This is a genomic window from Paraburkholderia pallida (assembly GCF_004524855.1).
Classification (GTDB): Bacteria; Pseudomonadota; Gammaproteobacteria; order Burkholderiales; family Burkholderiaceae; genus Paraburkholderia; species Paraburkholderia oxyphila.
The window spans coordinates 1,343,267-1,366,728 of record NZ_CP038149.1 but is presented as its reverse complement, the minus strand read 5'-3'; the positions used below and the strand labels follow the sequence as shown (position 1 = coordinate 1,366,728).

At 65.0% G+C, this 23,462-nt stretch carries 19 protein-coding genes; 10 read left to right on the top strand and 9 right to left on the bottom strand.

All coding sequences use genetic code 11. The features are described from left to right. The first annotated feature begins 29 nt into the window (after nt 1-29). Nucleotides 30-1,796, top strand: a complete 1,767-nt coding sequence (ggt, locus tag E1956_RS21285) for a gamma-glutamyltransferase (RefSeq protein WP_134752653.1) — start codon at nt 30-32, stop codon at nt 1,794-1,796. A gap of 448 nt (nt 1,797-2,244) precedes the next feature. Beyond that, nucleotides 2,245-3,033 (top strand): helix-turn-helix transcriptional regulator, encoded by a 789-nt coding sequence (locus E1956_RS47490; RefSeq protein ID WP_134752651.1) that lies wholly within the window; start codon nt 2,245-2,247, stop codon nt 3,031-3,033. Nucleotides 3,034-3,105: 72 nt separating this feature from the next. Here E1956_RS47490 and E1956_RS21275 read toward each other — a convergent pair whose 3' ends face one another. The 3 genes from E1956_RS21275 to E1956_RS21265 all read right to left on the bottom strand — a co-directional run bounded on the left by E1956_RS21275 (nt 3,106) and on the right by E1956_RS21265 (nt 6,129). Beyond that, nucleotides 3,106-3,291 (bottom strand): hypothetical protein, encoded by a 186-nt coding sequence (locus tag E1956_RS21275; RefSeq protein WP_134752649.1) that lies wholly within the window; start codon nt 3,289-3,291, stop codon nt 3,106-3,108. A gap of 51 nt (nt 3,292-3,342) precedes the next feature. Beyond that, nucleotides 3,343-5,046, bottom strand: a complete 1,704-nt coding sequence (locus E1956_RS21270; protein ID WP_134752647.1) for an FAD-dependent oxidoreductase — start codon at nt 5,044-5,046, stop codon at nt 3,343-3,345. Between the two features lie 264 nt (nt 5,047-5,310). Next, a complete protein-coding gene (locus E1956_RS21265; RefSeq protein ID WP_134752645.1) occupies nt 5,311-6,129 on the bottom strand; it encodes a helix-turn-helix transcriptional regulator in 819 nt (272 codons plus the stop codon). Between the two features lie 258 nt (nt 6,130-6,387). Between E1956_RS21265 and E1956_RS21260 the strand changes: the two genes are divergently transcribed. Then, nucleotides 6,388-7,413, top strand: a complete 1,026-nt coding sequence (locus tag E1956_RS21260) for a VTT domain-containing protein (RefSeq protein WP_134752642.1) — start codon at nt 6,388-6,390, stop codon at nt 7,411-7,413. A 78-nt stretch (nt 7,414-7,491) separates the two neighbouring features. On the opposite strand, the gene E1956_RS21255 is transcribed toward E1956_RS21260, so the two are convergent. The 4 genes from E1956_RS21255 to E1956_RS21245 form a co-directional block, all read right to left on the bottom strand. Further along, complete coding sequence (locus E1956_RS21255) at nt 7,492-8,931, bottom strand: MFS transporter (RefSeq protein ID WP_134752640.1); 1,440 nt, start codon at nt 8,929-8,931, stop codon at nt 7,492-7,494. A gap of 276 nt (nt 8,932-9,207) precedes the next feature. Next, a complete protein-coding gene (locus E1956_RS46205; protein WP_167760086.1) occupies nt 9,208-9,384 on the bottom strand; it encodes a hypothetical protein in 177 nt (58 codons plus the stop codon). Between the two features lie 542 nt (nt 9,385-9,926). Next, entirely contained in the window at nt 9,927-10,628 is a 702-nt protein-coding gene (locus E1956_RS21250) for a carbonic anhydrase (RefSeq protein ID WP_134752638.1), read from the bottom strand. Nucleotides 10,629-11,233: 605 nt separating this feature from the next. After that, complete coding sequence (locus E1956_RS21245; RefSeq protein WP_134752636.1) at nt 11,234-12,478, bottom strand: MFS transporter; 1,245 nt, start codon at nt 12,476-12,478, stop codon at nt 11,234-11,236. Nucleotides 12,479-12,592: 114 nt separating this feature from the next. Here E1956_RS21245 and E1956_RS21240 point away from each other — a divergent pair, with 114 nt between their 5' ends. Continuing rightward, nucleotides 12,593-13,474, top strand: coding sequence for a LysR substrate-binding domain-containing protein (locus tag E1956_RS21240; protein WP_134752634.1), 882 nt, complete (start codon nt 12,593-12,595; stop codon nt 13,472-13,474). 562 nt (nt 13,475-14,036) lie between these two features. Continuing rightward, entirely contained in the window at nt 14,037-14,420 is a 384-nt protein-coding gene (locus E1956_RS21235; RefSeq protein WP_134752632.1) for a BON domain-containing protein, read from the top strand. A 198-nt stretch (nt 14,421-14,618) separates the two neighbouring features. Here the strand turns inward: E1956_RS21235 and E1956_RS21230 are convergent, their stop codons facing one another. Next, on the bottom strand, nt 14,619-15,572 hold the full coding sequence (locus tag E1956_RS21230; RefSeq protein WP_134752630.1) for a LysR family transcriptional regulator: 954 nt from the start codon (nt 15,570-15,572) through the stop codon (nt 14,619-14,621). A 282-nt stretch (nt 15,573-15,854) separates the two neighbouring features. Between E1956_RS21230 and E1956_RS21225 the strand changes: the two genes are divergently transcribed. Both E1956_RS21225 and mmsB read left to right on the top strand, forming a co-directional pair. Continuing rightward, entirely contained in the window at nt 15,855-17,381 is a 1,527-nt protein-coding gene (locus E1956_RS21225; RefSeq protein ID WP_134752628.1) for a CoA-acylating methylmalonate-semialdehyde dehydrogenase, read from the top strand. Between the two features lie 41 nt (nt 17,382-17,422). Continuing rightward, on the top strand, nt 17,423-18,313 hold the full coding sequence (gene mmsB, locus E1956_RS21220) for a 3-hydroxyisobutyrate dehydrogenase (RefSeq protein WP_134752626.1): 891 nt from the start codon (nt 17,423-17,425) through the stop codon (nt 18,311-18,313). Nucleotides 18,314-18,370: 57 nt separating this feature from the next. Here the strand turns inward: mmsB and E1956_RS21215 are convergent, their stop codons facing one another. After that, nucleotides 18,371-19,474, bottom strand: coding sequence for a phytoene/squalene synthase family protein (locus E1956_RS21215; RefSeq protein ID WP_134752624.1), 1,104 nt, complete (start codon nt 19,472-19,474; stop codon nt 18,371-18,373). 58 nt (nt 19,475-19,532) lie between these two features. Here E1956_RS21215 and E1956_RS21210 point away from each other — a divergent pair, with 58 nt between their 5' ends. The 3 genes from E1956_RS21210 to bamA all read left to right on the top strand — a co-directional run bounded on the left by E1956_RS21210 (nt 19,533) and on the right by bamA (nt 23,448). Beyond that, a complete protein-coding gene (locus E1956_RS21210; protein WP_134752622.1) occupies nt 19,533-20,282 on the top strand; it encodes a hypothetical protein in 750 nt (249 codons plus the stop codon). 329 nt (nt 20,283-20,611) lie between these two features. Then, nucleotides 20,612-21,010 carry a hypothetical protein gene (locus E1956_RS21205; RefSeq protein ID WP_134752620.1) on the top strand — a complete coding sequence of 133 codons (399 nt, stop codon included), beginning with the start codon at nt 20,612-20,614 and terminating at the stop codon, nt 21,008-21,010. 188 nt (nt 21,011-21,198) lie between these two features. Next, nucleotides 21,199-23,448 carry an outer membrane protein assembly factor BamA gene (bamA, locus tag E1956_RS21200; RefSeq protein ID WP_134754702.1) on the top strand — a complete coding sequence of 750 codons (2,250 nt, stop codon included), beginning with the start codon at nt 21,199-21,201 and terminating at the stop codon, nt 23,446-23,448. Nucleotides 23,449-23,462 lie beyond the last annotated feature (14 nt).

Genomic DNA, 23,462 nt, shown 5'->3' with positions numbered 1-23,462 from the left:
TCGATGAATCAAATCATGGAGGTGACTGAATGAAGTTGGTCAATAGAACGAAAATTTCCGCCGTTGCTTTCGCAATCGTTTCGCTTTCCACGCTGTCCGCAGGCTTTCTCGAAGCCACGCCCGCATTCGCGAAGGACACGCAGCAACGCCCCGCTATCCTGAATGCATCGGCCGTTGCCGTGGCCGATAAATACGCGGCCGACGCCGCCGAGCAGATCTTCAAGGAAGGCGGCAATGCCGTCGATGCGGCGGTCGCCATTGCCTTCTCGCTGGCCGTCACGTATCCCGAAGCGGGTAACATCGGCGGTGGCGGCTTCATGACGCTGTATGTGAACGGCAAGCCGTACTTCCTCGACTATCGCGAGCGCGCGCCGCTGGCCGCCACGCGCAACATGTACCTCGACGACAAGGGCAACGTGATCGAGGGCAAGAGCCTCTACGGCTACGACGCCGTGGGCGTGCCGGGCACCGTCGAGGGCATGTGGGAAGCCCAGCGCCGCTTCGGCAAGCTGCAATGGAAGCAGGTGCTCCAGCCCGCGATCAAGTACGCGCGCGACGGCTTCGTCGTGGACGAGCAACTTGCGAAGCGCCGCGAAGAAGCGTCGAAGGAATTCGGCGGCAAGACCAATTTCGACCAGTACTTTGCCGCGATGAAGGAGGGCGCGACGTTCAAGCAGCCCGATCTCGCCAATGTGCTGACGCGCATCGCGAACCAGGGCGCGAAGGACTTCTACGACGGCAAGACCGCCGACCTGATCGCGACGGCGATGAAGGGCAACGGCCTCATTACGAAGCGCGATCTGCAGGAGTACAAGGCAGTCTGGCGTCAGCCGGTGGAGGCCAGCTGGAACGGCTATGAGGTGATCACCGCGCCGCCGCCGAGCTCGGGCGGCGTGGGCCTCGTGCAGCTGCTCAAGATGAAGGCGATGCTCGCGCCGGAGTTCAAGGACGTGCCGCTGAATTCGCCGGAATACATCCATCTGATCGCCGAGATCGAAAAACGTGTGTTCGCCGACCGCGCACAGTATCTCGGCGACCCCGACTTCTACAAGGTGCCAGTCGAGCAGCTCACTGCCGACGCCTATCTTGCCAAACGCGCCGCCGAAGTGGATCCCGTGAAGCTTTCTGACACGAAGAGCGTGCAGCCGGGCCTCGGCACTTCGATGCCGCAGATGGCGGACGAGCCGCACGGCAACAAGATGCCCGAGAAGGCGGAGACGACGCACTTCTCGGTGGTCGACAAGTGGGGTAACGCCGTGTCGAACACCTATACGATCAACGGCTACTTCGGCTCGGGCGTGGTGGTGCCGGGCGCGGGCATCGTGCTGAACGACGAAATGGACGACTTCTCGTCCAAGCCCGGCGTGCCGAACATGTTCGGTGTGGTGGGCAGCGATGCGAATGCGATTGCGCCGAAGAAGCGTCCGCTTTCGTCGATGACGCCCACGATCCTCACGAAGGACGGCAAGGTGGCGCTCGTGATCGGCACGCCGGGCGGCTCGCGCATCTTCACGTCGATCTTCCAGGTCATCAACAATATCTACGACTTCAAGATGCCGCTGAAGGACGCGGTTGCCGCGATGCGCTTCCACCATCAACTGCTGCCGCCCAATACGATTTTCTGGGAGCCGTACCAGCCGATCGACGGCGATCTCGCGAAGAAGGTCGAGGCCAGGGGCTATGTGCTCAAGGGCCAGGACTTCAGCGGCGACATTCAGGCGATCCGTATCGATGGCGATACGCCGGAGGCGGCGGCCGATCCGCGCGGACGTGGTGTGACGCGTGTGGTGCAGTGAGCTGGGACGCAGGTGTCGGTAGAGTTTGCCGGCTCTTGCGCTCCAATGTTGCGAATTGGGTTGCCGATAAGAAAAAAATGCCGACCCAGTTTTCCCAAATTTGGGTCGGCGCGCGGCGCTTCAGGCGCATGCGTGTCAAGTTCGCATCCGATGAACGTTTGCAGGCGTTTTGTCCTCTTTAATGAGGATTCGGTGGCCTGGATCGTCGCGTAGTATGCAAATTCCGGCGGCGTGAAAACCCAGCCGGCGTGTGTTTTCCTGGGCGGCCCTGGCCGCCCGTTTTTCTTTTCAGGACTCGTTGTGTGCGCGCGGGTTTTCTTGAATGGGTGGGGCACGCTAACTGCGCTCTAATGGTTGGCGGCTGCCCGGATGTCTGCGCACGCAACGGCAACGGGCCTGGCCCGGAGGCGACACAGGCGCTTTTCAACCATGATCCATCACGCCGCGCATGCAACTCACAAGCCGCGAACTGGCGTTGCTCGCTGACGTCTTCAAGCTGCTGGCCGACCGCACCTTGCCGGAGGACGTCCTGCGGTTCGAAGTGGGGCGGCGCATGCTCGATCTGCTGCGCGCGGACTACATGGGGTCCTACGTCTGGGATGCCGTGCAGGGCGCGTTCGTGCATCGCGTGGCCATCAACATGTCCGCGGACAATCTCGGCGATTACGAACGCTACTTCCAGTTTTGCGATCCACTCATGCCGTCATTGCAGAACCGTCGTGAGGCGGTGCGCGTGACCGATGTGGTGCCGCACGACGTGCTCGCGCGCACCGAGTTCTTCAATGATTTCCTGCGCCGTGATGGCCTGTACTGGGGCTTGAACCTGTTCGCCTGGGACGGCGACGAGAACATCGGCGATCTGCGGATCTGGCGCGGCAAACACCGGGAGAATTTTTCCGATCATGAACTTGCCTTGCTCGAACTGATCCGGCCGGCCTTCACCGCGGCCCTCGCGCGCTCGCGCAGCGAAGCCGGCCTGACGAAGGCGACTGATGCGCCCGTGGTGGTCACGCCGGAGGAGATGGTGCAATCGGGCGACGATCTGCTCGGGCGTCTCACGCCTCGCGAGCGTGAGGTGGTCGTCCTCGCGGCCGAGGGGCTGCTGGACAAGGAGATCGCGCAGCGGCTCGGCATTTCCTATACGACCGTGCGTACGCACCTCGATCGTTCGTTTCAGAAACTCGGCATCAACAATCGTTCGCGGCTCGCGCGGCTCGTGCAGTTGTCGCGGCGCTGAGCGAGCCGGCGCATTGCGTATCGGCAACGGGACGTGCCTGCGCTTGCAGAGGGTCCCGTTTTTTCCCATGCCTTATTGCGGCATCGACATGCCCTCGCGGGCCGCGTCGATCAGGTCGACCGAGGTCTCGGCGTTGCCGATCCGCTCCATCGCGAGCAGCGCGAAACGCGCGAGGAAGAGCGGGGCGTTGGCCTCGCCCAGCTCGGTCATGGTCTTGCACAGCCGTGTGTAGACCATGTCGAGTTCGCTGTCTGTCATGACGTTCTCCAGTGCGGGTTGCATCGTTTTCGGTTGTGCGCGCAACGCGCCTCAGGCACGCATTGCGTGATCGAGGGCGTCCAGCGCGCGTTGTGCCAGCGTGTCGCCGGCGCCTTGCCAGCGGCCGAGCACGTGGCCGTCGGGGCGCACGAGATAGAGCGTGTCCGCCGCGGCGCCGTATATCGGGAAGAGCCGGCCCGTGTGGTCCCAGCCGCAGCGGCGCGTCACGTCGGCAGGCGCGTGCTGCGTGAGCGGCACGAGCGCGAACGGCACGTTGCGCGAGGCGAACGCCGTCTCGAGCGCGTCGATGGCGGACGGCACCGCACCGTTTGCGCTGAAATAGAGCGCCGTGAAGCGTGGTCCGGCGAGATCGGTCAGATGGCCCTCGCGCATTGCGCCGCGATCGAAGATCGACACTGGGCATTCGGGCAGCACCGCACCGGGCGCCGGGCCGCTCGCGAGCGTATCGGAAACCGCGTTCAGCGGCGAGGCCGTATAGGCAATCGCCGAGGTCTGGCGCGGGTTGATGAGCGAGCGCACGCCGGGATGCGCGAGTGCGAGACTCAGCACGGCGGTGCGCATCAACTCGAATGCGAACGACGGCGGCGCCATGAATTCCGTGCTCTTCGTGCCGTAGCTCAGGTTCTCGTGCGCCGCGAATACGCGCTCGTCGGAGTAGCTGTCGAGCAGCCGCGCGCCTGCGCGCCCTTGCACCACCCAGGCGAGTTTCCACGCGAGGTTGTCGGCGTCGTCGATGCCCGAATTCGCGCCGCGCACGCCGAATATCGGCACGAGGTGCGCCGCGTCGCCCGCGAACAGCACGCGGCCGTGGCGATAGCGTTCGAGCGTGAGGGCGTTGGCCTTGTAGATCGTGATCCAGACGGGCGACCACGGCGCAGTCTCGCCCATCATGTCCAGCAGGCTTTGCACGCGGGGCATCACGTTTTCGGGCTTGACGGCTTCGTCGGCGTCCTCGCCGTCGCGCAGCTGATAGTCGATGCGCCAGACGTTGTCGGGTTGCTTGTGCACGAGCACGGTCGAGCCCGGGTTCGAGGCCGGGTCGAAGTAGGCAAGGCGCTCGGTCGGGCGCTCGCTGTCGAGCAGGATGTCGACGATCACGTAGCGGCCCTCGTAGCTCGTTCCGGTGAGCTTCAGGCGCAGCGCGTCGCGAACCGTGCTGCGCCCGCCGTCCGCGGCGACGAGCCAGTCGGTCTGGGTCTCGTATTCGCCTGCGGGCGTTGCGAGCGTGAGCGTTGCACCGTGCGCGTCCTGCTGCACGGCCGTCACGCGGGTGCGCCAGCGAATCTCGATCAGGTCGGCATGCCGTTCGGCCGCGTCGAGCAGGAACTGCTCGATGTGGTACTGGGCGAGGTTCACCATCGGCGGCAGCTTCTGGTTCTCGTCCTGCGGCATCGTGAAGTGCAGCACCTCGTCGTTGCGATAGAAGCTGCGTCCGCCGGTCCACGGCAGGCCCTTCGCGAGAAAGCCGTCGAGCGCGCCGAGACGCTCGATGATCTCGAGGCTGCGTCGTGAAATGCAGATCGCGCGGCTGCCGTAGCAGACCGATTCGTCAGCCTCGATCAGCACCGAGCGCACGCCGTGCTTCGCGAGCCCCAACGCAATGGCGAAGCCGACCGGGCCGCCGCCGACGATCATGACAGGGTGCCGCGCTGGTTCGCGGCCGTCGACGAGTTCGGGCAGGCGGGCTTCGTAGTGCCGTGCCTCGAACGGATAAGGCTTGAATTCGGTGCTCATGATGCGGCGCCTCCGTGCGTGGCGGGGCCGTTGCCGATCGGGGAATGGGCGAAACGAGGCATGAGGGAATACGTCTCCGATTGGAAATTTTTTCTCGCGCACCATGGAAGGGGCGCCGCGCGGGGCAGCCGCGCTATCGGGGCCCGGCGGGGCCCGGCGACGATGCATGCAGTATGGAGCGTGGCAGGCGCAGCGCTGTCCTCATTTTGGGTACAGCGTGCCGGCGGGCGCTGCGGGCGCAGCGCGCGGTGACGCGTTCGGCCCTCAGGCCTTGTCGTTGGCGAGGCAGAGCGCGAAAAGCTGGCGCTGGCTGGAGATGCCAAGGCGCTGATACGCGCGCTTCTGATAAGTCACGACGCTGCTGGGCTTGACGCCCATGCATTCGGCAATCTCAACGGCGCTTCTGCCTTCCAGCACGCCGCGCAGCGCATCGAGCTCGCGCTTCGAAAGCGCCGGGCACAGGCCGCGCAGGCGCGCGAGCATCATTTGCGGAATGCCCATCTGGCTCTGGCCGCGCAGCGCGTAGTGATGCCTGGTGGCCTCGCCGATCAACGGCGCGAGCGACTCGACCAGCTCGACTTCGGCCGGCTGGAAATTGCCGGCATCGCGCTCGCGATAGAGATTCACCGAAAGCCAGATGTCGGCGGCGGGCTGCAGCAGCAACGAGAGCCGATCGGAAACATTGGGCGTGGCGTAGCACGCTTGCCGGTAGCCGTCGTGCGCGATGTCCTCGCTCGATTGCCAGTGCAGCACCAGTGACGAACCCGGCTTGTTCGCCGCGTCGCCGCCGACGATCTGCTGATTGCCGTCGAGTGCGTAGAAGAGCCGTGAATACGTGTCGGCGACGTCACGCAGGAACCGGCCGCCGCGATGATCGGCGACCGAGACGGTGCGCGGGCGGTTGCCGAATTCGTACGCGAACACCGTGCATTGCGACACCGAGGTGGCCGGCCCGAGCATGTTGAGGACCTCGGTGGCGAGCGCGTTGGTGTCGTCGCGGCCAATCGCGGAGATGAGGCTGGTGACGCGAGACAGGTCGAATTGGCCCGTTTGTCTCGGTCGGTCAAGACGCCAGTGACGCATGTTTCTGAAGGGAAAACGGCTGAAATCGGCTGCTACGGCAGGACGACCCAGAGTAGCACCGATTCGTACGCGTGCGTAAGCCTTCCAGAACGCCAACCGCACGTGAAAAGGGCCGGTTCGACGCCTGTCGCCATGGGTGAGCCGGCAGTAAGGCAGCAAGCAAGAACCCGTCCAGTTAGGGTAATCTCTATATTTCGTGCTGCATGTGCACAAAAATTTCCTTTCCGATCAAAACGTCTTCGCGCAGGAAATCCCGATATGTGGACGCTTCCCACCGCCATACCCCCCGATTTCGGTACCGGGGCGGTATTTTTCAGCGTGCTCGTGACGCAGCTCGGCGTGCCGGTTCCCGCCGCGCCGGTGCTGATACTGGCGGGCACGATGGCGGCGGGCGGCGAGGCGTCGTATGGGAGTCTGCTGCTGGCGGCGATCGTCGCCACCTTGTTCGCCGATTCGCTCTGGTTCACGGCGGGCCGCATGCGCGGTCGTCGCCTGCTCAATTCGCTAGTGCGCTTCTCGCTTTCTCTCGATACGACGATTCGTGTCGCGCGCAATGTGTTCGAGCGCCACGGCGCGCCCATTCTCGCGGTGGCGAAGTTCGTGCCCGGCCTGGGGCTCATGTCCGCGCCGCTGCTTGGCACGACCTCGATGGACGTGCGGCTCTTTCTGCTCTGGGATGCGGTAGGGGCAACGCTGTGGGCCGGCACGTGGCTGATCGGCGGCGCCGCCATGCACGCACAAATTGCCCGCTTCGCGATGTTCGTGCGCGCCAACGGCTGGACCATTTTCGACGTGCTCGCACTGGCGGGCCTGCTGTTTCTCGCCTGGCGCTGGGTGCGCCGCATGCAGTTGCGCCGCTGGCTGGCCACTCATCGCATCTCGCCCGATCAACTCGACGAGATGATGAAATCGCTCGCGCCACCCATCGTGTTCGATGCGCGGCCGCAAAGCGTGCGCGAAAAGGAGGCCTGGCGCATTCCGGGCGCGCGGCCGCTCAATCTCGATTCGAGTGAAGCGCTGGCGCCCGAACTGCTCGCACGGCCGATCGTGGTGTATTGCGTGTGCCCGAACGAGGCGACGGCCAAGCGCATCGTGAGCCAACTGCGCAGCAAGCACATCAATCATGCTCACGCGCTCAAGGGCGGCCTCGACGCGTGGGAGCGCCACGGCTATCCCGTCGAGCCGCTTTCTTCGGAATTCCATGCCGCGCATGCGCGCGAGAATGAGGAATACGAAGCCGTCGCTGAACAGGAGTTCACGGTTCGGGCCAGCATTCCAGAGTAATTCGCTTACGCTTCGTCGCGGCGCGTTGCGTCGGTTCCGCCGCAGCGGGCCGGCGCATCGTGTGCATCGGCCGTGCCGTCAGGCGCGCTGGCGGCGCGAGCCGCCGCCCACGTTCTGTCCCGCGTCGCGCGCCATCTGTGCATAGCCCCAGATCGAAAGCAGCGTGAGCACGCCTGCGCTCAGAAACGCCAGGCGGAAATCGTCGAGCGTGAACGCACGGCCGCTCGATTCGCCGTTGACGCTTGCCGCGACGCGCAGCGCGAGCGCGCCAAACGCAATCCCGAGTCCGTTGGTCATTTGCGCTGCCGCGCTCCACAGCGTGCTGGCCGCGCTCATTTGCGGCTGCGCGACGTCGGCGTAAGCCAGCGTCGCGAGCGTCGAGAACTGCATCGAGCGCGTGACGCCGTACACGAAGATCACGATCAGCACGATGGCGAGCGGCGCTTCGGGCGTGAGCATGCCGCACGCGATCATCGAGGCGCCGGCAAGCGCCACGTCGACCATCGCGACGAGCCGGAAGCCCCAGCGCTCGAGAATGCGCGTCGTGAGCGCTTTCATGCCCAGATTGCCCAGCGCGCTCGCGAGCAGCAGCAGGCCCGACTTGAAGGCCGAGAGACCGAAGCCGATCTGGAACAGCAGCGGCATCAAGTAGGGCGCCGCGCCAATGCCGATGCGTGTGATCGAGCCCGTCACGACCGTGACCGAGAAAGTCGGAATCGAAAGGCTGGAAACGTCCACGAGCGGATGCGGATGGCGTTTCGCATGAAAGAACGCGATGGCGCCGATCAGCACGCCGGCACCCACGAGGGCCGCTCCGCGCCACGGGCTCGAGCCCACCTGGCTCGCGAGTTCCGCGCCGTAGAGGATGGCCGTGAGCGCCGCGCCGCTCAGCACGAGCCCGACGACATCGAGCGGCCGGCGCTGTTCGCCGCGCAGATTCGGCACCACGGCCGCGATGGCCGCGAGCACGGCCAGGCCGAAAGGGATGTTGAGCAGGAAGATCCAGCGCCACGACGCATAGGTCGTAATGAAGCCGCCCACCGGCGGCCCGACCACCGGGGCCGCAATGGCCGGCCAGGTGATGGTGGAGATCGCCTGCATCAGGCGGCTCTTGTCGGTGCTGCGCACGACGATCATGCGGCCCACCGGCACCATCATGGCGCCGCCGATGCCTTGCAGCACGCGCGCGGCGACGAATTCCCAGAGATTCTGCGAGATGCCGCAGAGCACCGAGGCGAAGGTGAATGTCACCACCGCGCCGAAGAACACGGTGCGCGAGCCGCAACGGTCGGCCACCCAGCCGCTTGCCGGGATGAAGATGGCGAGCGCGAGCATGTACGCGGTCACGCCGAGACTGAGGCTATTCGGCCCGATGCCGAACGAGTGCGCCATTTGCGGCAGCGCCGTGGCGATCACGGTGGTGTCGAGGTACTCCATGAAGAACGTCGCCGCGACGATGTAGGGCAGCCAGCCGACTGACGCTGCGCCTGGCGGCTTGTTGCGAGCATCGTCGTTCATCGCGCTGCCTCGTGGCAGGGCTGGAAGCGCGGCATGGGGGGTGAGGGGCGGAGCGAAGGGCGCATCATGAGGCGGTCGGCGGGCAAGTTTCCGATCGGAATGTCGTGGACCGGAAGGTTGCAGCGCGCGGTCCACGGGAAAGGCCACAGTTTCCGATAGGAAAGCGCATCTGTACAGCGGCGTTCGTGCTCCGCATCGGCGTGACGTGCGGCAGGGCGCGCCCGTTGGCCGATGGGCGCGCCGCTGCCTGGGCCCCTGCCCGGTGAGGTCGCGCGGCTAGTTCGTATCGGTGGAGCGGAGGATTTCCGCGGCCCCGAGATGAATGGCCAGCGCGAAGAAGTCGCGCTCGGCCAGATTCGCGGCTTTGGCGATGGCAAGCGCGCGGTGATGGTCGTGCGGATGCAGGAGCAGCTTGACTTCGACTTTGGCGGGCGGTTTGAGGGCGGATTCCATGACATGACTCCTTCGGTATTCGGGCAATTGCGGGCTTTCGGCCCATCGCGGGTGCGTAAGCCCTTTACCGGTCGCCGGTGCGCAAGCGCGCGAGCCGCTGGTCGTCGCGCATGTGGCTGCGAACGAGGCGGCGCCAGACGTGGAGTGGGCCTGAGTAGCCAGCCGCGCCTCGTGCGGGCGCGACGGCGGGATGCGCGTGCCGGGCGTCAGCGCGGCGCGGGCGATCGTCCTTCGACTGCGAAAGTTCTGCGGATGAAACGGGAATGAGGCAAGACGGACGGCGGATACGGCAGGCAAGCGAACTGCATGAGCAAGCAACCTCCGGAATTTTTCTTCTGATGCGGCAGGGCGCCGCGGGTACCACGGGCGCAAGTATAGTCACGTCCCGTATCAGGGTAAATACCTGGTTGATGCGGCAGACTCAAATCTTTGTTGCGAAATTTGAGGCAATCCAGCGCAAATACCGGACGACGCCTCGTCGGCGTGGTCCGGTTCATCGGTATTGCGCGGGATGAATGGAAGGCTGGGCGGCCTGGAGCGCCTTAGCCCGTGGTGTCTTTGAGCAGCCGGGTGCGCGCCGAGCCGAGCGATTCGAAGCGGCCATGCGTGTCGTCGAAAACGGAAATCGTGCCGTGGCCGATGTCGTACACCCAGCCTTGCAGCTGGAGCTGGCCTTGCGCCACGCGAGCCGCCACCGCCGGATGGGTGCGCAGGTGCGTGAGCTGCAGGCGAACATTTTCCTCGACGAGCGCCTGCACGACCTGATTTTCGTTCAGCCCGCGCGTTTGCACGACGCTGCGCGCCGCCTCGGCGTTGCGCAGCCACGCTTGCACCGTGGGCATGTCCGCCGTGGATTCGGGGCCGGCGGCGAGCCCCTTCATTGCGCCGCAGTCGGTGTGGCCGCACAGCACGATCTGCCGCACATTTAGCGCGAGCACGGCGAATTCGACCACGGCCGAGACGCCACCGAGCATTTCCCCGTAGGCCGGCACGATATTGCCGATGTTGCGGCAGACGAACAGCTCGCCAGGGCGCGTTTGTGTGATCAATTCGGGCGAGACGCGCGAATCCGCACAGGTGATGAACAGCGTGTGCGGCGACTGGCTGTGGGCAAGACTGCGGAACAGCTCCTTGTCGCCCGGAAACACGTTACGAGCGAACTCATCCACGCCGTTGAGGAGGTGCAGCAGATCGCAGCCGCACGATTCGGAGTGGACGTCGTGCGAGTGAGTATGGTCTGGCATGGATGTTTCTCTCTTTATCATGAATCGATACATTCGAATGGCAGCAGCGGAAGTTTACGCCGAGTCACGTCCGGCTGCCGCGTTTCGGTTCGGAAAGTTCCGTCCGAACGACCGTTTTCCCGTTTTCCGATCGTCACATTCGCGTGCGAGCGGACATCTGCGCGTAAAACACGGCATCTCGCGCGAGATTGCCGCGCGGCACCGGCCTGCCAGTCTTCAATACTTATTTTCTCACGCGCAAGGCGCGGGTCATGCAGCGTCGAGCCTGAATATCGGGCTGCGGTGCGCTGCGCCTTGTGCCTTGTTCGTCATGCGACCGGCCAGTCGGTTGGCCTGGCTCGCGCGAGTGCTCTGGTGAGCGCTGCGTAGCCCCCGCGAGCCATGGTGAGGTCCGAAGACATGCGCCCACCAGGGCTGGCGGGGCAGGATTGTACTCGACGCCAAAATATCTGGGGGGCGGCAGAGAAATGCGGGAAGCGCATGTCCCGGAGGCGGACGGCGCAAGCGGCCTGGTGGGCCGATTCCGCACCGCCGGTATTTATTTCGGAGGTCGAATTGATGGGGCTGCCCACGGAAGCAGGCCGACGCTCGCGCTTCGAGGCGCCTCAGGACTCCACGGCGTGGCGTGCGGCTCCGGCGCGCCGGCTGGGCATGAAATACCACACGCCGGCGAGCACTTGCAGCACGATCAGGCCGGTCCACACCGCTTGATGCGCGACGACGGGGTAGTGGCCGTCCACGGCGCTCCAGTGGCCGAGCGCCGCGCCGATCGCGATCTGCGCGATGAAGATGCCGATGAAGATGACGAGCGTGAACGTGGTGTTGACGCGGCCGATCAGGCGCGGGGGAAAGTACTCGGCGAGCACGGCATAAGTGAGGATGCCGGTGCTGCCCAGCGCGCCATACGCGGCCCACAGGAACGCGGCGGGCAGCGGCACGCGGGCCGCGAGCAGCACCTGGACGAGCACGAAGAGCCCCATCGTCACGCCGGAAAAGCGGGCGACACTGACGCCGTATTGCTCGAAGGTCCGCGCGAGCGCACCGAAGCCGATGTTGCCGACGATGAACGCGCCGCCGAGCACGGAAACGAGCGTGGCCGCGCGCGAGGCCACGTCGGTCGTGCCGGCGGGCGCCATGTCGCGCAGGAACGCGCCCACCCATAGCGACTGCATCGCGTAGAACACGATCTGCGTGAAGGCGGAGAAGGTCGCGGATTTCCAGAACGCATGGCTGCGCAGGATGTGCGCGGTGCCCTTGAACTGCTCGAGCACGCTCGCCTGGTGGTGCGTGTCGCGCGTGCGCGGGCCGCCGATCCAGATGATGGCGGCGACGGCCGCGGTCAACACGGCGAGTCCGACGCTGACGCTGCGCCACGGCGCCATCGTGAGCAGCCACGAGAGCGGGGCGCCGACCGCCACGCCGCCGAGGCCGCCCACGGCCATCACGAGTCCGTTGACGAGCGTGAGCTGGGCGACCGGGAAGTGCTGGGCGGTGGCCTTGAACGCGCCGCCGAGGCACACCGACACGCCCACACCAACCAGCAGACGCCCCACCATCATCGCGGCCATGCTGTGCGAAAGGCCGAACACGAGTGCGCCGGCAGCGGCCACCAGCATCACGCACGCGGTCACGCGGCGCGGGCCGAAGTGGTCGAGCAGCACGCCGGCGGGGATCTGGGCGCCCGCGAAGCCGAGGAAATAGACGCTCGTGAGCGTGCCCAGGTCGGTCGGGCTGAGACCCATTTCGTGCGTCAGGAATGGCGCGAAGCCAAGATTGACGCCGCGAAAAAGATACGAAACGAAATAGCCGAGCGCGAAAACGGCGAATACGCGCAATCTCAGTGCGGTCATGATGCGAGCGAGACCCGAAAGCGGATCGAATGTCTGGGTCCCGATTATTGGCGAGAAGACGGTCGCGAGGCCAGCGAGAGATTTCAGCCGCAATTGTGAGTAGAATTTGACGTCATGTCACGACCGCTCCCTCCCTTGCAGGCCCTGCGCGCGCTAGAAGCGGCGGCGCGCCGGCGCAGTTTCAGCCGCGCGGCGGAAGAATTGCATTTGACGCACAGTGCGGTCAGCCATCATCTGCGGGCACTCGAAGCGGAGCTCGGCGTCGAGCTGTTTCGCCGTGCGGGCAGCCGCATGATCCCCACGGCGGCCGGCGCGCAGCTTGCCGACCGCGTGCGGCGCAGCCTCGAAGGCCTGCGCGAAGCGCTCGACGCCACACGTCCGGGCGTGAGCGGCGTGACGCGGCTCGAACTGAGCGTGATGTCCGATTTCGCCTCGGTCTGGCTGATTCCGCGTCTGGGCGACTTCTACGACCGCCATCCCAACGTCGATCTGTCGTTGCGCATGCATGTCGACGTCACGCCGCCCGATCCCTATCCGTTCGATATCGGCATCTGGCACAGGCGCGTGGAAGAGCCGGGTTTTCAGATCCGCAAGCTGCTCGACGACCAGGTGGTGGCCGTCTGCAGTCCCGCTCTGCTCGCGCGCTACCCGGCGTTTCGTATCGAAGATCTCGCCTCCATGCCGTTGCTGCGTTTCTCGCGCCGCTCGTGGCTCGACTTCTTCGAGGCGGCCGGTGTGGCGGGAGACGAGCCCGAGCGCGGGCCGGTCTTCGACGACGCCGGCCTCCTGCTGCAGGCCACGGTGGCGGGGCAAGGGGTGGCCACCGCGCGGCTGCAGCTCGCGCGCGACTTCATCGATCGCGGCGAGCTGGTGCAGTTGGGGCAGGTGCGCATTCCGGCATCGCTGGACTATTACTTCACGTGGCGCGAGGGCCATCCGCGCGAAGCGGCCATCCAGCAGTTCTACCGCTGGGTGAAAGCCCAGCTCGTCAATTGACCGGCGCTATTTCCTCTCATCAGTAAATGCGGGTAAAACCTGTGTTCGCGCCTGTCAACGGCCGCATAGCGACATGCGTTGCTCGTCGATATGGACGCACAATGCTGCACGAGTCCAATCGGCGAATTGTGGGTGAATGCGGTTGTTATTCACGGCGCATGCACCGGATTGGCTCATTTTCCGAAATGATTGCGTCGGCCGTACATGAGGGGAATGGGTTTGCTATAAGTGCTATTGAATAGCATTCCTTGATCCGGGCGTGATCCCGGGGGAGTGCCGGCGGGTGAAGCAGCGTGCCGGTGCGGGTGGCAGGGTCTGTTGGGCAGCCCCCGTGAATCCTCTGCGCATTGAGCTGAAGTGGAGGTAAAGTGCATTCGTGCGAAATGGTGGCAGCGACACCTTTCACATCAAGTTTGAAATAAATGGAGTATCGTTACTCCCCAATGCGATCTCCGAGGCGAGATCAACCGCATTGGCAGCGTCTGTTTACCGGTAGTGAATGGTGTGTAGTGCAACGGTCCCGCGAGGACCATCAAAAAACTGTGACAACAGGAGAAACCGCATGAAGGCTATTCAGGCGTTCAAACTGGCAGCCGGCACGATGCTGGTCGCCGCCTCGCTCCACGTGTACGCGCAAGACGCAGCAAGCGCGCCCACCCCGGGGGCGACCGAAGCCGCCAAGAGCCAGGCCCAGCAGTCGAAGGCGCAGTACAAGTCGGCCAAGGCAGCCAACCGTGCGCTTTCGCGCAAGGTGCGCGCGGCGCTCGCGAAGGACAAGGACATCAGCGTGGCCAACATCACCGTGCGCGCCAAGGACGGCGCCGTCATCCTGCAAGGCACGGTGCCGGAGCAAGGCCAGGTCGACCACGCCACGGAAGTGGCGAAGGGCGTCGCTGGCGTGACCTCGGTCAAGAATGCGCTGACGATCCGCCCGGTCGGGACCTGATCGCCGGCATGCGACGCGTGCCCGTCGCCTCGTGCGGCTGGCCGGTGTCGTGTGAACCGCGCCGGGAATGCGTCAGTAACGGGCGTGGCCCGGTCCGGGGTCAGCCGAACTGGCCTGGCCCGGGTTCAGTCTGGAAGCCGCACATGCAATCCGCGAACAGGATTGCATGTGCGGCTTTTATTGGCGCCCCCGGTGCACTCAGGGATCGATGTAGTGCATTTGCTGCGACTCGCCCATCAGGAGCGCATGGTTCGCTTCGGCGGCCGCACGCAGATAGTCCCAGAGCGACGTGATGCGCCGCAGTTTGCGCAGATCTTCGCGGCTGCATAGCCAGAAGTGCCGCGTCACGACGATCTCTTCGGGCAGGATCGTCACGAGCCGCGGGTCGGGCTCGGCCATGAAGCACGGCAGTATGGCGAGCGCGCTGCCTTGCAGCGCGGCATGATACTGCGCGATCACGCTCGTGCTGCACAGACTGGCCGTGACATTGGGCGCGGTGCGTTCGAGGTAGAGCAGCTCATGGCTGAAGGCGAGATCGGCGACATAGCTAATGAACGCGTGATGGCGCAAGTCCGCCGCCGTCCGAATGGGCGCGTGCCGTGCGAGATACTCCGGCGTTCCATATAAGCGCAGGCGATAGTCGCACAGCTTCGTGTAGACGTACTGGCCGCGCTCGGGGCGCTCGAGCATGATCGCGAGATCGGCTTCGCGCTTCGAGAGGCTCACGAAATGCGGGACCGGCAGCAGATCGATCAACATGTCGGGGTGCTTGCCGGTGAAGCGCGCCAGTTGCGGCGCAAGAAAGAAGCAGCCGAACCCCTCGGTCGATCCCACCCTCACGTGGCCCGAGAGCGATTTCGCGCCGAGCGCGAACTGCTCGCTCGCCGACTGCACCGTGCTTTCGATGGTGTCCGCATAGGCCAGCAGGCGCTGGCCTTCGGCGGTCAACACGAAGCCGCCCGAGCGCGATTTGTCGAACAGCACCGTGCCCAGCGCCGCCTCCAGCTCGCGCACGCGGCGCGCCACCGTGGTGTGGTCGACGCCGAGGCGCCGTGCCGCGCCGCTGGCGCGCTGCGTGCGCGCCACCTCCAGGAAATAGCGTAAATCGTCCCAGTTCAGCGTCTCCATCGGTCTCGTTGTGTTTTTTTGCATATCGGATGGGCTTTTTCGTGTCTATACCGTGGATATTCGAATAACTATACTCGGTTCAAGACCTCTGCAAGACGCGGTCGTCTATAACATGGATGGAGACACACGATGCTCATGCAGTCGACCCCTGAAGGGGCGGACAAGGCTGGCTTTCCCACGCGCGACTCCATTCCCGGCACGCATGCCGATGCGCTCGCATCACGGCTGGCGCCTCCGTCAATTAGATCGTAATCCTGCATATCCGGCTCAGGCCGGCCCGTTCAGCCCTTTCAGAGAGAGTTCAAGATGAACGCAGTCACCCAGGCATCCAACGCTCATGTCTCGACCGTCAAGCTGCTGATCGACGGCGAGTTCGTCGAATCGAAGACCAGCGAATGGCGCGACATCGTCAATCCGGCCACGCAGGAAGTGCTGGCGCGCGTGCCGTTCGCGACCGTCGAGGAAGTCGACAAGGCCGTCCAGAGTGCGCATGCCGCGTTCGCGACCTGGAAGAACACGCCAATCGGCACGCGCGTGCGCATCATGCTCAAGCTGCAGGCGCTGATTCGCGAGAACATGTCGCGCATTGCGCAGACGCTCACGGCCGAGCAGGGCAAGACGCTGCCCGATGCGGAAGGCGATATCTTCCGCGGCCTCGAAGTGGTCGAGCACGCGTGCTCGATCGGCACGCTGCAACAAGGCGCGTTCGCGGAGAACGTGGCCGGCGGGGTGGACACCTATACGCTGCAGCAGCCGCTGGGCGTATGCGCGGGCATCACGCCGTTCAATTTCCCCGCGATGATTCCGCTGTGGATGTTCCCGATGGCGATCGTCTGCGGCAACACCTTCGTGCTCAAGCCCTCCGAGCAGGATCCGCTTTCCACGATGCAGCTCGTCGAGCTGGCCGTTGAGGCCGGCATTCCCGCAGGGGTGCTAAACGTCGTGCACGGCGGCAAGGAAGTCGTCGATGCGATCTGCTCGCATCCGCTCATCAAGGCGATTTCGTTCGTGGGCTCGACGGCCGTGGGCACGCATGTCTATCGCCTCGGCAGCGAGCACGGCAAGCGCGTGCAGTCGATGATGGGCGCGAAGAACCACGCGGTCGTGCTGCCCGACGCCAACCGCGAGCAGGCGCTCAACGCGCTCGTGGGCGCGGCGTTCGGCGCGGCGGGCCAGCGCTGCATGGCCACTTCGGTGGTGGTGCTCGTGGGCGAGGCGCAGCAATGGGTGCCCGAGCTCGTGGAGAAAGCGAAGGAACTCAAGGTCAACGCCGGCAAAGAGCCGAAGACCGATGTGGGCCCCGTTGTCTCTCGCGCCGCGAAGACCCGCATTCTGGGCCTGATCGACTCGGGCGTGAAGCAGGGCGCCACGCTCGCGCTCGACGGCCGCGACGTGAAGGTGCCGGGCTACGAGAGCGGCAACTTCGTCGGCCCGACGGTGTTCACGGACGTGAAGACCGACATGGACATCTATACGCACGAGATCTTCGGGCCGGTGCTCGTGGTGCTGACCGCGAACACACTCGATGAGGCGATTGCCATCGTCAACGCGAATCCGTTCGGCAATGGCGTGGGCCTCTTCACGCAAAGCGGCGCGGCGGCGCGCAAGTTCCAGAACGAGATCGATATCGGCCAGGTCGGCATCAATATTCCGATTCCGGTGCCGGTGCCGCATTTCAGCTTTACGGGCTCGCGCGGCTCGAAGCTCGGCGACCTCGGTCCGTACGGCAAGCAAGTCGTGCAGTTCTACACGCAGACCAAGACCGTCACTGCGCGTTGGTTCGACGACGCCACGATCAACACCGGCGTGAACACGACGATCAACCTGCACTGAAGCGCCGCCGCGCCTGACTAACCATAAAGGGAGAATCGCTCATGAAAATCGGTTTCATCGGCCTCGGCCACATGGGCGCGCCCATGGCGCTCAATCTGATCAAGGCGGGGCACGCGCTCACCGTGTTCGATCTGAGCGCCGAGGCGATGCAGATGCTCGCCGACGCGGGCGCGACGCGGGCCGCAACGCCGAAGGCGGCCGCCACGGGCGCCGAATGGGTGGTCACGATGCTGCCCGCGGCGGCGCACGTGCGCACCGTGCTCAGCGCCGAAGACGGCGTGCTGGCGGGCATCGCGAAGGGCGTGACGATCATCGATTCGAGCACGATCGATCCGGCGAGCGCGAGGGAGTTCGGCAAGCTGGCCGCTGCAAACGGCAACGCGTTCGTGGATGCGCCGGTGTCGGGCGGCACGGGCGGCGCGGCGGCGGGCACGCTCACGTTCATGGTGGGCGGCAGCGCCGCGCTCTATGAAAGCGTGAAGCCCGTGCTCTCCGGCATGGGCAAGAACATCGTCCATTGCGGCGAGACGGGCACGGGGCAGGTGGCGAAGATCTGCAACAACCTCGTGCTCGGCGTCACCATGGCGGGCGTGGCGGAAGCGATGGCGCTGGGCGAGGCGCTCGGGATCGACTCGAAGGTGCTGGGCGGGATCATGAATACGTCCACGGGCCGCTGCTGGAGCTCGGACACGTATAACCCGTTCCCGGGCGTGATCGAGACGGCGCCTTCGTCGCGCGGCTACACGGGCGGCTTCGGCACGGACCTGATGCTCAAGGACATGGGCCTCGCCACCGACGCCGCGAAGAGCGTGCGCCAGCCCGCGTATATGGGTGCGCTCGCGCAGCAGCTTTATCAGGCGATGAGCAGCCGCGGCGACGGCAAGCTCGACTTCTCGGCCATCATCAAGCTGTATCGCGGCGAGAAGGGCTAAAGCGGCTCGCCGCGTAGTGTCACGGCGCGTGCGCTCAACAGCACGCGCCGTTTTCTTTCAGATCCTCTCGATTGCGTTCATGCGCGTTTCGATACGCGCGAGCAGCCGCTTGAACCATCGGTTGAGTAGCGCATTGGACGGCGCCATGAGCGTCGAGCACGCGAGAATGCGATAGACGTCGTTGCGCGTGAGCTTGGAAGGCCGCGCGGGATCGAGCCAGTCTTCATTGCCGACCAGTAGCTCCAGCGTCTCGAGGCCGATGAGGATCGGCCAGAGGCACGCGAGCCGCAGACGCACGGACAAGCGCGGCAGCGCGAACGTATAGTCGATGGCCGCGCGGAAGTGATCGAGGGCGATGCGCACGAGCCCGAACATCAGTGGCCGGGCGCGTGCGGACGTGCCGGGGTGGAGCAGGTCCTCCGGCGTCAGGCCCGCTTGCGCGAGCATCGTTGCGGGCAGGTAGCAGCGGCCGATGCGCAGGTCCTTGCCGCAATCGCGCAGCACGTTCACCATTTGCAGCGCCTTGCCGAAGCGCACGCCGCGCTGGTACATGGTCTCGCGCAGCGCAGGGGCGAGCGTGCCGGGCAGATGCATATAGGTCATCCTGGTCCAGAACTCGCCCACGCAGCCCGCAACGAGGTAGGTATAGCGGTCGAGCGCGTCCCAGGTGCCGAGCGCGGCCACCTTGCCCGAGCGTTCGTCGGGGAAGGTGTTCAGATCGAATTCCATGCCCTCCGTGAGCGTCGTGACGATCTCGCGCACGGCCGTGCGGTCCGCTTCGTCGAGTTGTGCCAGCACGTCGAGCGCGCCGCCGAGCGATTCGAGCAGCAGCTTCTCGTCCGATTGCGTCTGCTGGCCCGCGACTTCGCCGGCGATGCGTTGCAAGGCGTCGTCGTGCGCCGCGGCTGGGGACGTGCCTGGCGACGCGCCACCCGGGGCCGTGCCATTGACGCGCTCGCGCAGCGCGAGCAGCAGCGCCAGCCGCTGGGGCGGCGGGATCAGCGAGGTGTCGGCAATGGTGTCGGCGGCGCGTGCGAGCAGGTAGGCCTCCCCCACGGGATCGCGCATCCCGGCGGGCAGCACGCGCATCGTGAGGTAGAACGAGCGGGAAACGCCTTTGAGCAACGGACCGAGCAGGAAAGCCCGATTAGAATTCTGCATGTCGGTTGGGGAGTGAAACGGCAGCCGCATTGTAGCGTGGACCAGAAAAGGGGGACCGGTGAGACCCGATCGTGCGTTCTTCGACTTGCAGGTCCGCTTTGCCGAGGGCGTCGCGCGCGTCGCGGGCATGCCGCTCGAAAAGGCCTTGCTCGACTGCACCAATCTCTATGTGCGCTTCGGGGCCGGGCGTGAATTCGATGCGGCCCATCCGCTCTGGGCCGCATATCTGCAGGGCGTGCGTGCCTGCACGGACTCGCGCGAGCTGGGCGACTGGACGTGGCATTTCTATCGGGATTGCCCGGCCCACCTGGCCGCACCGCCCATTGTTGCCGCGTTTGGCTGCTTTGCATGGGCGCGGGACGCGCACGGCGGCGTGCGGTTGCATTTCAACGCTCACGGCGTGGGCGATGCGGCCGTGTCGCCGCTCGCTGCGCGCGAGGCGCCGCGCAGGCGGGCCGAATTGCGCCAGCTATTCGAGCATGTTCGCACGCACGTGGGCGGCAACGATCCAGTCGTGCATGGCACCTCGTGGCTCTACAACCTTCCTGCGTACCAACGTCTCTTTCCTCCCTCCTATCTTGCGAGCGCGCGGGCCGTCGAGCGGCTGCGCGCGATGTCTCTCTGGGGCCAATTTCTTGACCGGCATGGCCAGTTGCGTCACGACGCAGCGCGCGACTTACTCACGCGGCTCGCTGAAACACGCGATGCCGGCGCGATCGGCCAGTGCTTTGCGCTGCGCGCGATCGCCGTTCAGGCACCCGCGAGCGTGTTCCATGAGCATGGGTTGGCTACCGGCCACCCACGCTGAAACGATCCGTATCGCGCCGATGGGGCACACAAGAAGCTTACGGTCCGACATGGTCCCATGAGCCACTGTTCATGCGATTGTCTGCGTGCTGTCAGGCTTCGTAATCGACTCGTTTACCGTGTGTTTCTCGATCCGCGATGGCGAACGAGTCGAAATGGGCAACTGAAAGGCGGCAAGCCACCCGATGCAGGCCGTCTCGGCCGCGCGGGACAAGGCGCAGCGCAGGCGCGGCAATATTGATGAAAGTAATGCACGTAACACCCGAGTAACTGCGCGCCATCCCGTGCCGTCTAGACTCCGCCGATGCTTTTCGTCACGGAGCGCCGTCCATGTCCACGTCTACGTCACTTGCCATCGATTCGCTGCGCGGTTTCGAGTTGAGCGCGGACGGCCAGTATCTGATGGTCAACGGCAATCAGCCGGACAGCGTGGCCTTGCACTGCTCGGTCATGCACGAGTTGCTGGCCGCGCTCTCCAACGCGATTGGCCGCTCCGAGCGCATCCGCCACAAGGCCGCGAGCGTGAAGTTCGCGATGCCCTGCGAGGCGTGGGAAGTCGGGCGCGAGTCGGGCGCGGTGCAGCATCTGGTGATGAGCTTTCGCCTGCCAGGCGGCGCCGAGCTTTCGTTTCGTCTGCACCCGGCGCAGGCGGCGCAAATGACCGAGGTGCTTTCGCTCGCCACGGGGCTCGCGACGCCGCGGTGGCCGGGCAGGGCGCGCATGCAATAGCGCAGCCCGTGCGCGGTTTGCCGCGCCATCTTTCAAAAAGTGCGAACGCCGTTTGCCGCGTCTCGCTTGTGGCGTCGCGCACGGCTGCGCGTCGTTTCCCGTTGGCCTTTTTCCCGAACTCCTGCATGACGGTATCCACCACTACGCGCTACGCACGCGCGCTGACTTTCGCCAGCTTCAGTCTTGGCATGGCCGCCACCGCGTATGCCACCGAGCCTTTCGTGGTGCAGGACATCCGCATCGACGGGCTGACGCGCATCGAGCCCGGCACCGTGTTCGCGTATCTGCCGATCAAGCAGGGCGACACCTTCACCGACGACAAGGCCTCCGAAGCGATTCGCGCGCTCTACGCCACCGGCTTTTTCAGCGACGTGCGCATTGCCACCGAAGGCAGCACGGTCGTCGTGCAGGTGCAGGAGCGGCCGGCCATCGGCACCATCGATTTCGCGGGCATTCACGAGTTCGACAAGGACAACCTCACCAAGGCCCTCAAGTCGGTTGGGCTCTCGCCGGGTCTCAGCTACGACAAGGCGCTCGTCGACAAGGCCGAGCAGGAGCTCAAGCGCCAATACCTCACGCGCGGCTACTATGCCGCCGAAGTCACCACGACGGTCACGCCGATCGACCGCAACCGCGTGGGCCTGCTGTTTTCGGTGGTCGAAGGACCGAGCGCGAAGATCCGCCAGATCAACTTCATCGGCAACAAGGTGTTCAGCGAGGGCACGCTGCGCGACGAAATGCAGCTCTCCACGCCGAACTGGTTCTCGTGGTACACGAAGAACGACCTGTACTCGAAGGAAAAGCTCACCGGCGACCTCGAGAACGTGCGGACCTACTATCTCGACCGTGGCTACCTGGAGTTCAATATCGACTCCACCCAGGTGTCGCTCTCGCCCGACAAGAAGGACATGTATCTGACCGTGTCGATACATGAGGGCGAGCCCTATACGATCTCGGGCGTGAGTCTCGCGGGCAATCTGCTCGACCGCGAAGCGGAGCTCAAGAAGCTGATTGGCGTGAAGCCCGGGCAGCGTTTTTCCGCGCAGAAGCTCAAGGACACGACGAAGGCGCTCGTCGACAAGCTCGGCGAATATGGTTATGCCTTCGCGACCGTCAACGCCGAGCCGCAGATCGATCAGCAGAACCATACGGTGAACCTCACCTTGCAGGTCGACCCGGGGCGCCGCGTGTACGTGCGCCGCATCAACGTGATTGGCAACACGCGCACGCGCGACGAAGTCGTGCGCCGCGAAATGCGCCAGCTCGAAAGCTCGTGGTTCGATTCGAACCGCCTCGCGCTCTCGAAGGACCGCATCAACCGGCTCGGCTATTTCACCGACGTCGACGTCACGACGGTGCCGGTGGAAGGCACGCAGGACGAAGTGGATATTGACGTGAAGGTCACCGAGAAGCCCACCGGCACGATCTCGCTGGGCGTGGGCTACGGCTCGGGCGAGGGCCCCATCATCTCGGCGGGCATCTCGCAGGACAACGTGTTCGGCTCCGGCACCAGCCTCTCGCTGAACGTCAATACCGCCACCACTTATCGCACGCTCTCGGTCACGCAGATCGATCCGTATTTCACGATCGACGGGATCAAGCGCATCACCGACGTCTACTATCGCACGACCGAGCCGCTCTACTATTCAAGCACGAACGACACGAGCTTTCGCATCATCTCGTACGGCGCGGACACGAAGTTCGGCATTCCGTTTTCCGAGACCGACATGGTGTACTTCGGTCTCGGCATCGAGCAGGATCGTCTGGACATCGACGCGAACACGCCGCAGACGTACAAGGACTATGTGAACGATTTCGGGCGTGTCTCGAATACGGTGCCGTTCACGGTGGGCTGGTCGCGCGACAACCGCGACAGCGCGCTCGTGCCGAGCCGCGGCTACTTCGCCCAGGCCAACGCCGAGTACGGCACGCCCATCGGCACGGAGTACTACAAGGCCGATGCGCAAATGCAGTACTACTACTCGTTTTCGCGCGGCTTCGTGCTGGGGCTGAATTTTCAGGGCGGCTACGGCAACGGGCTCGGCGGCAAGCCGTATCCGATCTTCAAGAATTACTACGCGGGCGGCATCGGCTCGGTGCGGGGCTACGAGTCGGGTTCGCTGGGCCCGCGCGACGCCTCCACGGGCGACCCGATCGGCGGCTCGAAAATGGTGGTCGGCAATATCGAGCTGACGTTCCCGCTGCCGGGCACGGGCTACGACCGCACGCTGCGCGTCTTCACGTTCGTGGACGGCGGCAACGTCTGGGGCACCGAAGGCAACAGCACCGGCGCGAACGGGCTGCGCTACAGCTACGGCGCAGGCCTCGAATGGATCTCGCCGATCGGCCCGCTCAAGCTCGACCTCGGCTTCCCGATCGTCAAGCACGCGGGCGACCAGTACCAGAAGTTCCAGTTCCAGATCGGCACGTCGTTCTAGGCGGGGCCTGCGAG

Excerpts from the sequence above, each read along its gene's own strand:
- ggt (WP_134752653.1), top strand. The coding sequence starts at position 30 with ATGAAGTTGGTCAATAGAACGAAAATTTCCGCCGTTGCTTTCGCAATC.
- E1956_RS47490 (WP_134752651.1), top strand. The coding sequence starts at position 2,245 with ATGCAACTCACAAGCCGCGAACTGGCGTTGCTCGCTGACGTCTTCAAG.
- E1956_RS21275 (WP_134752649.1), bottom strand. The coding sequence starts at position 3,291 with ATGACAGACAGCGAACTCGACATGGTCTACACACGGCTGTGCAAGACC.
- E1956_RS21270 (WP_134752647.1), bottom strand. The coding sequence starts at position 5,046 with ATGAGCACCGAATTCAAGCCTTATCCGTTCGAGGCACGGCACTACGAA.
- E1956_RS21265 (WP_134752645.1), bottom strand. The coding sequence starts at position 6,129 with ATGCGTCACTGGCGTCTTGACCGACCGAGACAAACGGGCCAATTCGAC.
- E1956_RS21260 (WP_134752642.1), top strand. The coding sequence starts at position 6,388 with ATGTGGACGCTTCCCACCGCCATACCCCCCGATTTCGGTACCGGGGCG.
- E1956_RS21255 (WP_134752640.1), bottom strand. The coding sequence starts at position 8,931 with ATGAACGACGATGCTCGCAACAAGCCGCCAGGCGCAGCGTCAGTCGGC.
- E1956_RS46205 (WP_167760086.1), bottom strand. The coding sequence starts at position 9,384 with ATGGAATCCGCCCTCAAACCGCCCGCCAAAGTCGAAGTCAAGCTGCTC.
- E1956_RS21250 (WP_134752638.1), bottom strand. The coding sequence starts at position 10,628 with ATGCCAGACCATACTCACTCGCACGACGTCCACTCCGAATCGTGCGGC.
- E1956_RS21245 (WP_134752636.1), bottom strand. The coding sequence starts at position 12,478 with ATGACCGCACTGAGATTGCGCGTATTCGCCGTTTTCGCGCTCGGCTAT.
- E1956_RS21240 (WP_134752634.1), top strand. The coding sequence starts at position 12,593 with ATGTCACGACCGCTCCCTCCCTTGCAGGCCCTGCGCGCGCTAGAAGCG.
- E1956_RS21235 (WP_134752632.1), top strand. The coding sequence starts at position 14,037 with ATGAAGGCTATTCAGGCGTTCAAACTGGCAGCCGGCACGATGCTGGTC.
- E1956_RS21230 (WP_134752630.1), bottom strand. The coding sequence starts at position 15,572 with ATGCAAAAAAACACAACGAGACCGATGGAGACGCTGAACTGGGACGAT.
- E1956_RS21225 (WP_134752628.1), top strand. The coding sequence starts at position 15,855 with ATGAACGCAGTCACCCAGGCATCCAACGCTCATGTCTCGACCGTCAAG.
- mmsB (WP_134752626.1), top strand. The coding sequence starts at position 17,423 with ATGAAAATCGGTTTCATCGGCCTCGGCCACATGGGCGCGCCCATGGCG.
- E1956_RS21215 (WP_134752624.1), bottom strand. The coding sequence starts at position 19,474 with ATGCAGAATTCTAATCGGGCTTTCCTGCTCGGTCCGTTGCTCAAAGGC.
- E1956_RS21205 (WP_134752620.1), top strand. The coding sequence starts at position 20,612 with ATGTCCACGTCTACGTCACTTGCCATCGATTCGCTGCGCGGTTTCGAG.
- bamA (WP_134754702.1), top strand. The coding sequence starts at position 21,199 with ATGGCCGCCACCGCGTATGCCACCGAGCCTTTCGTGGTGCAGGACATC.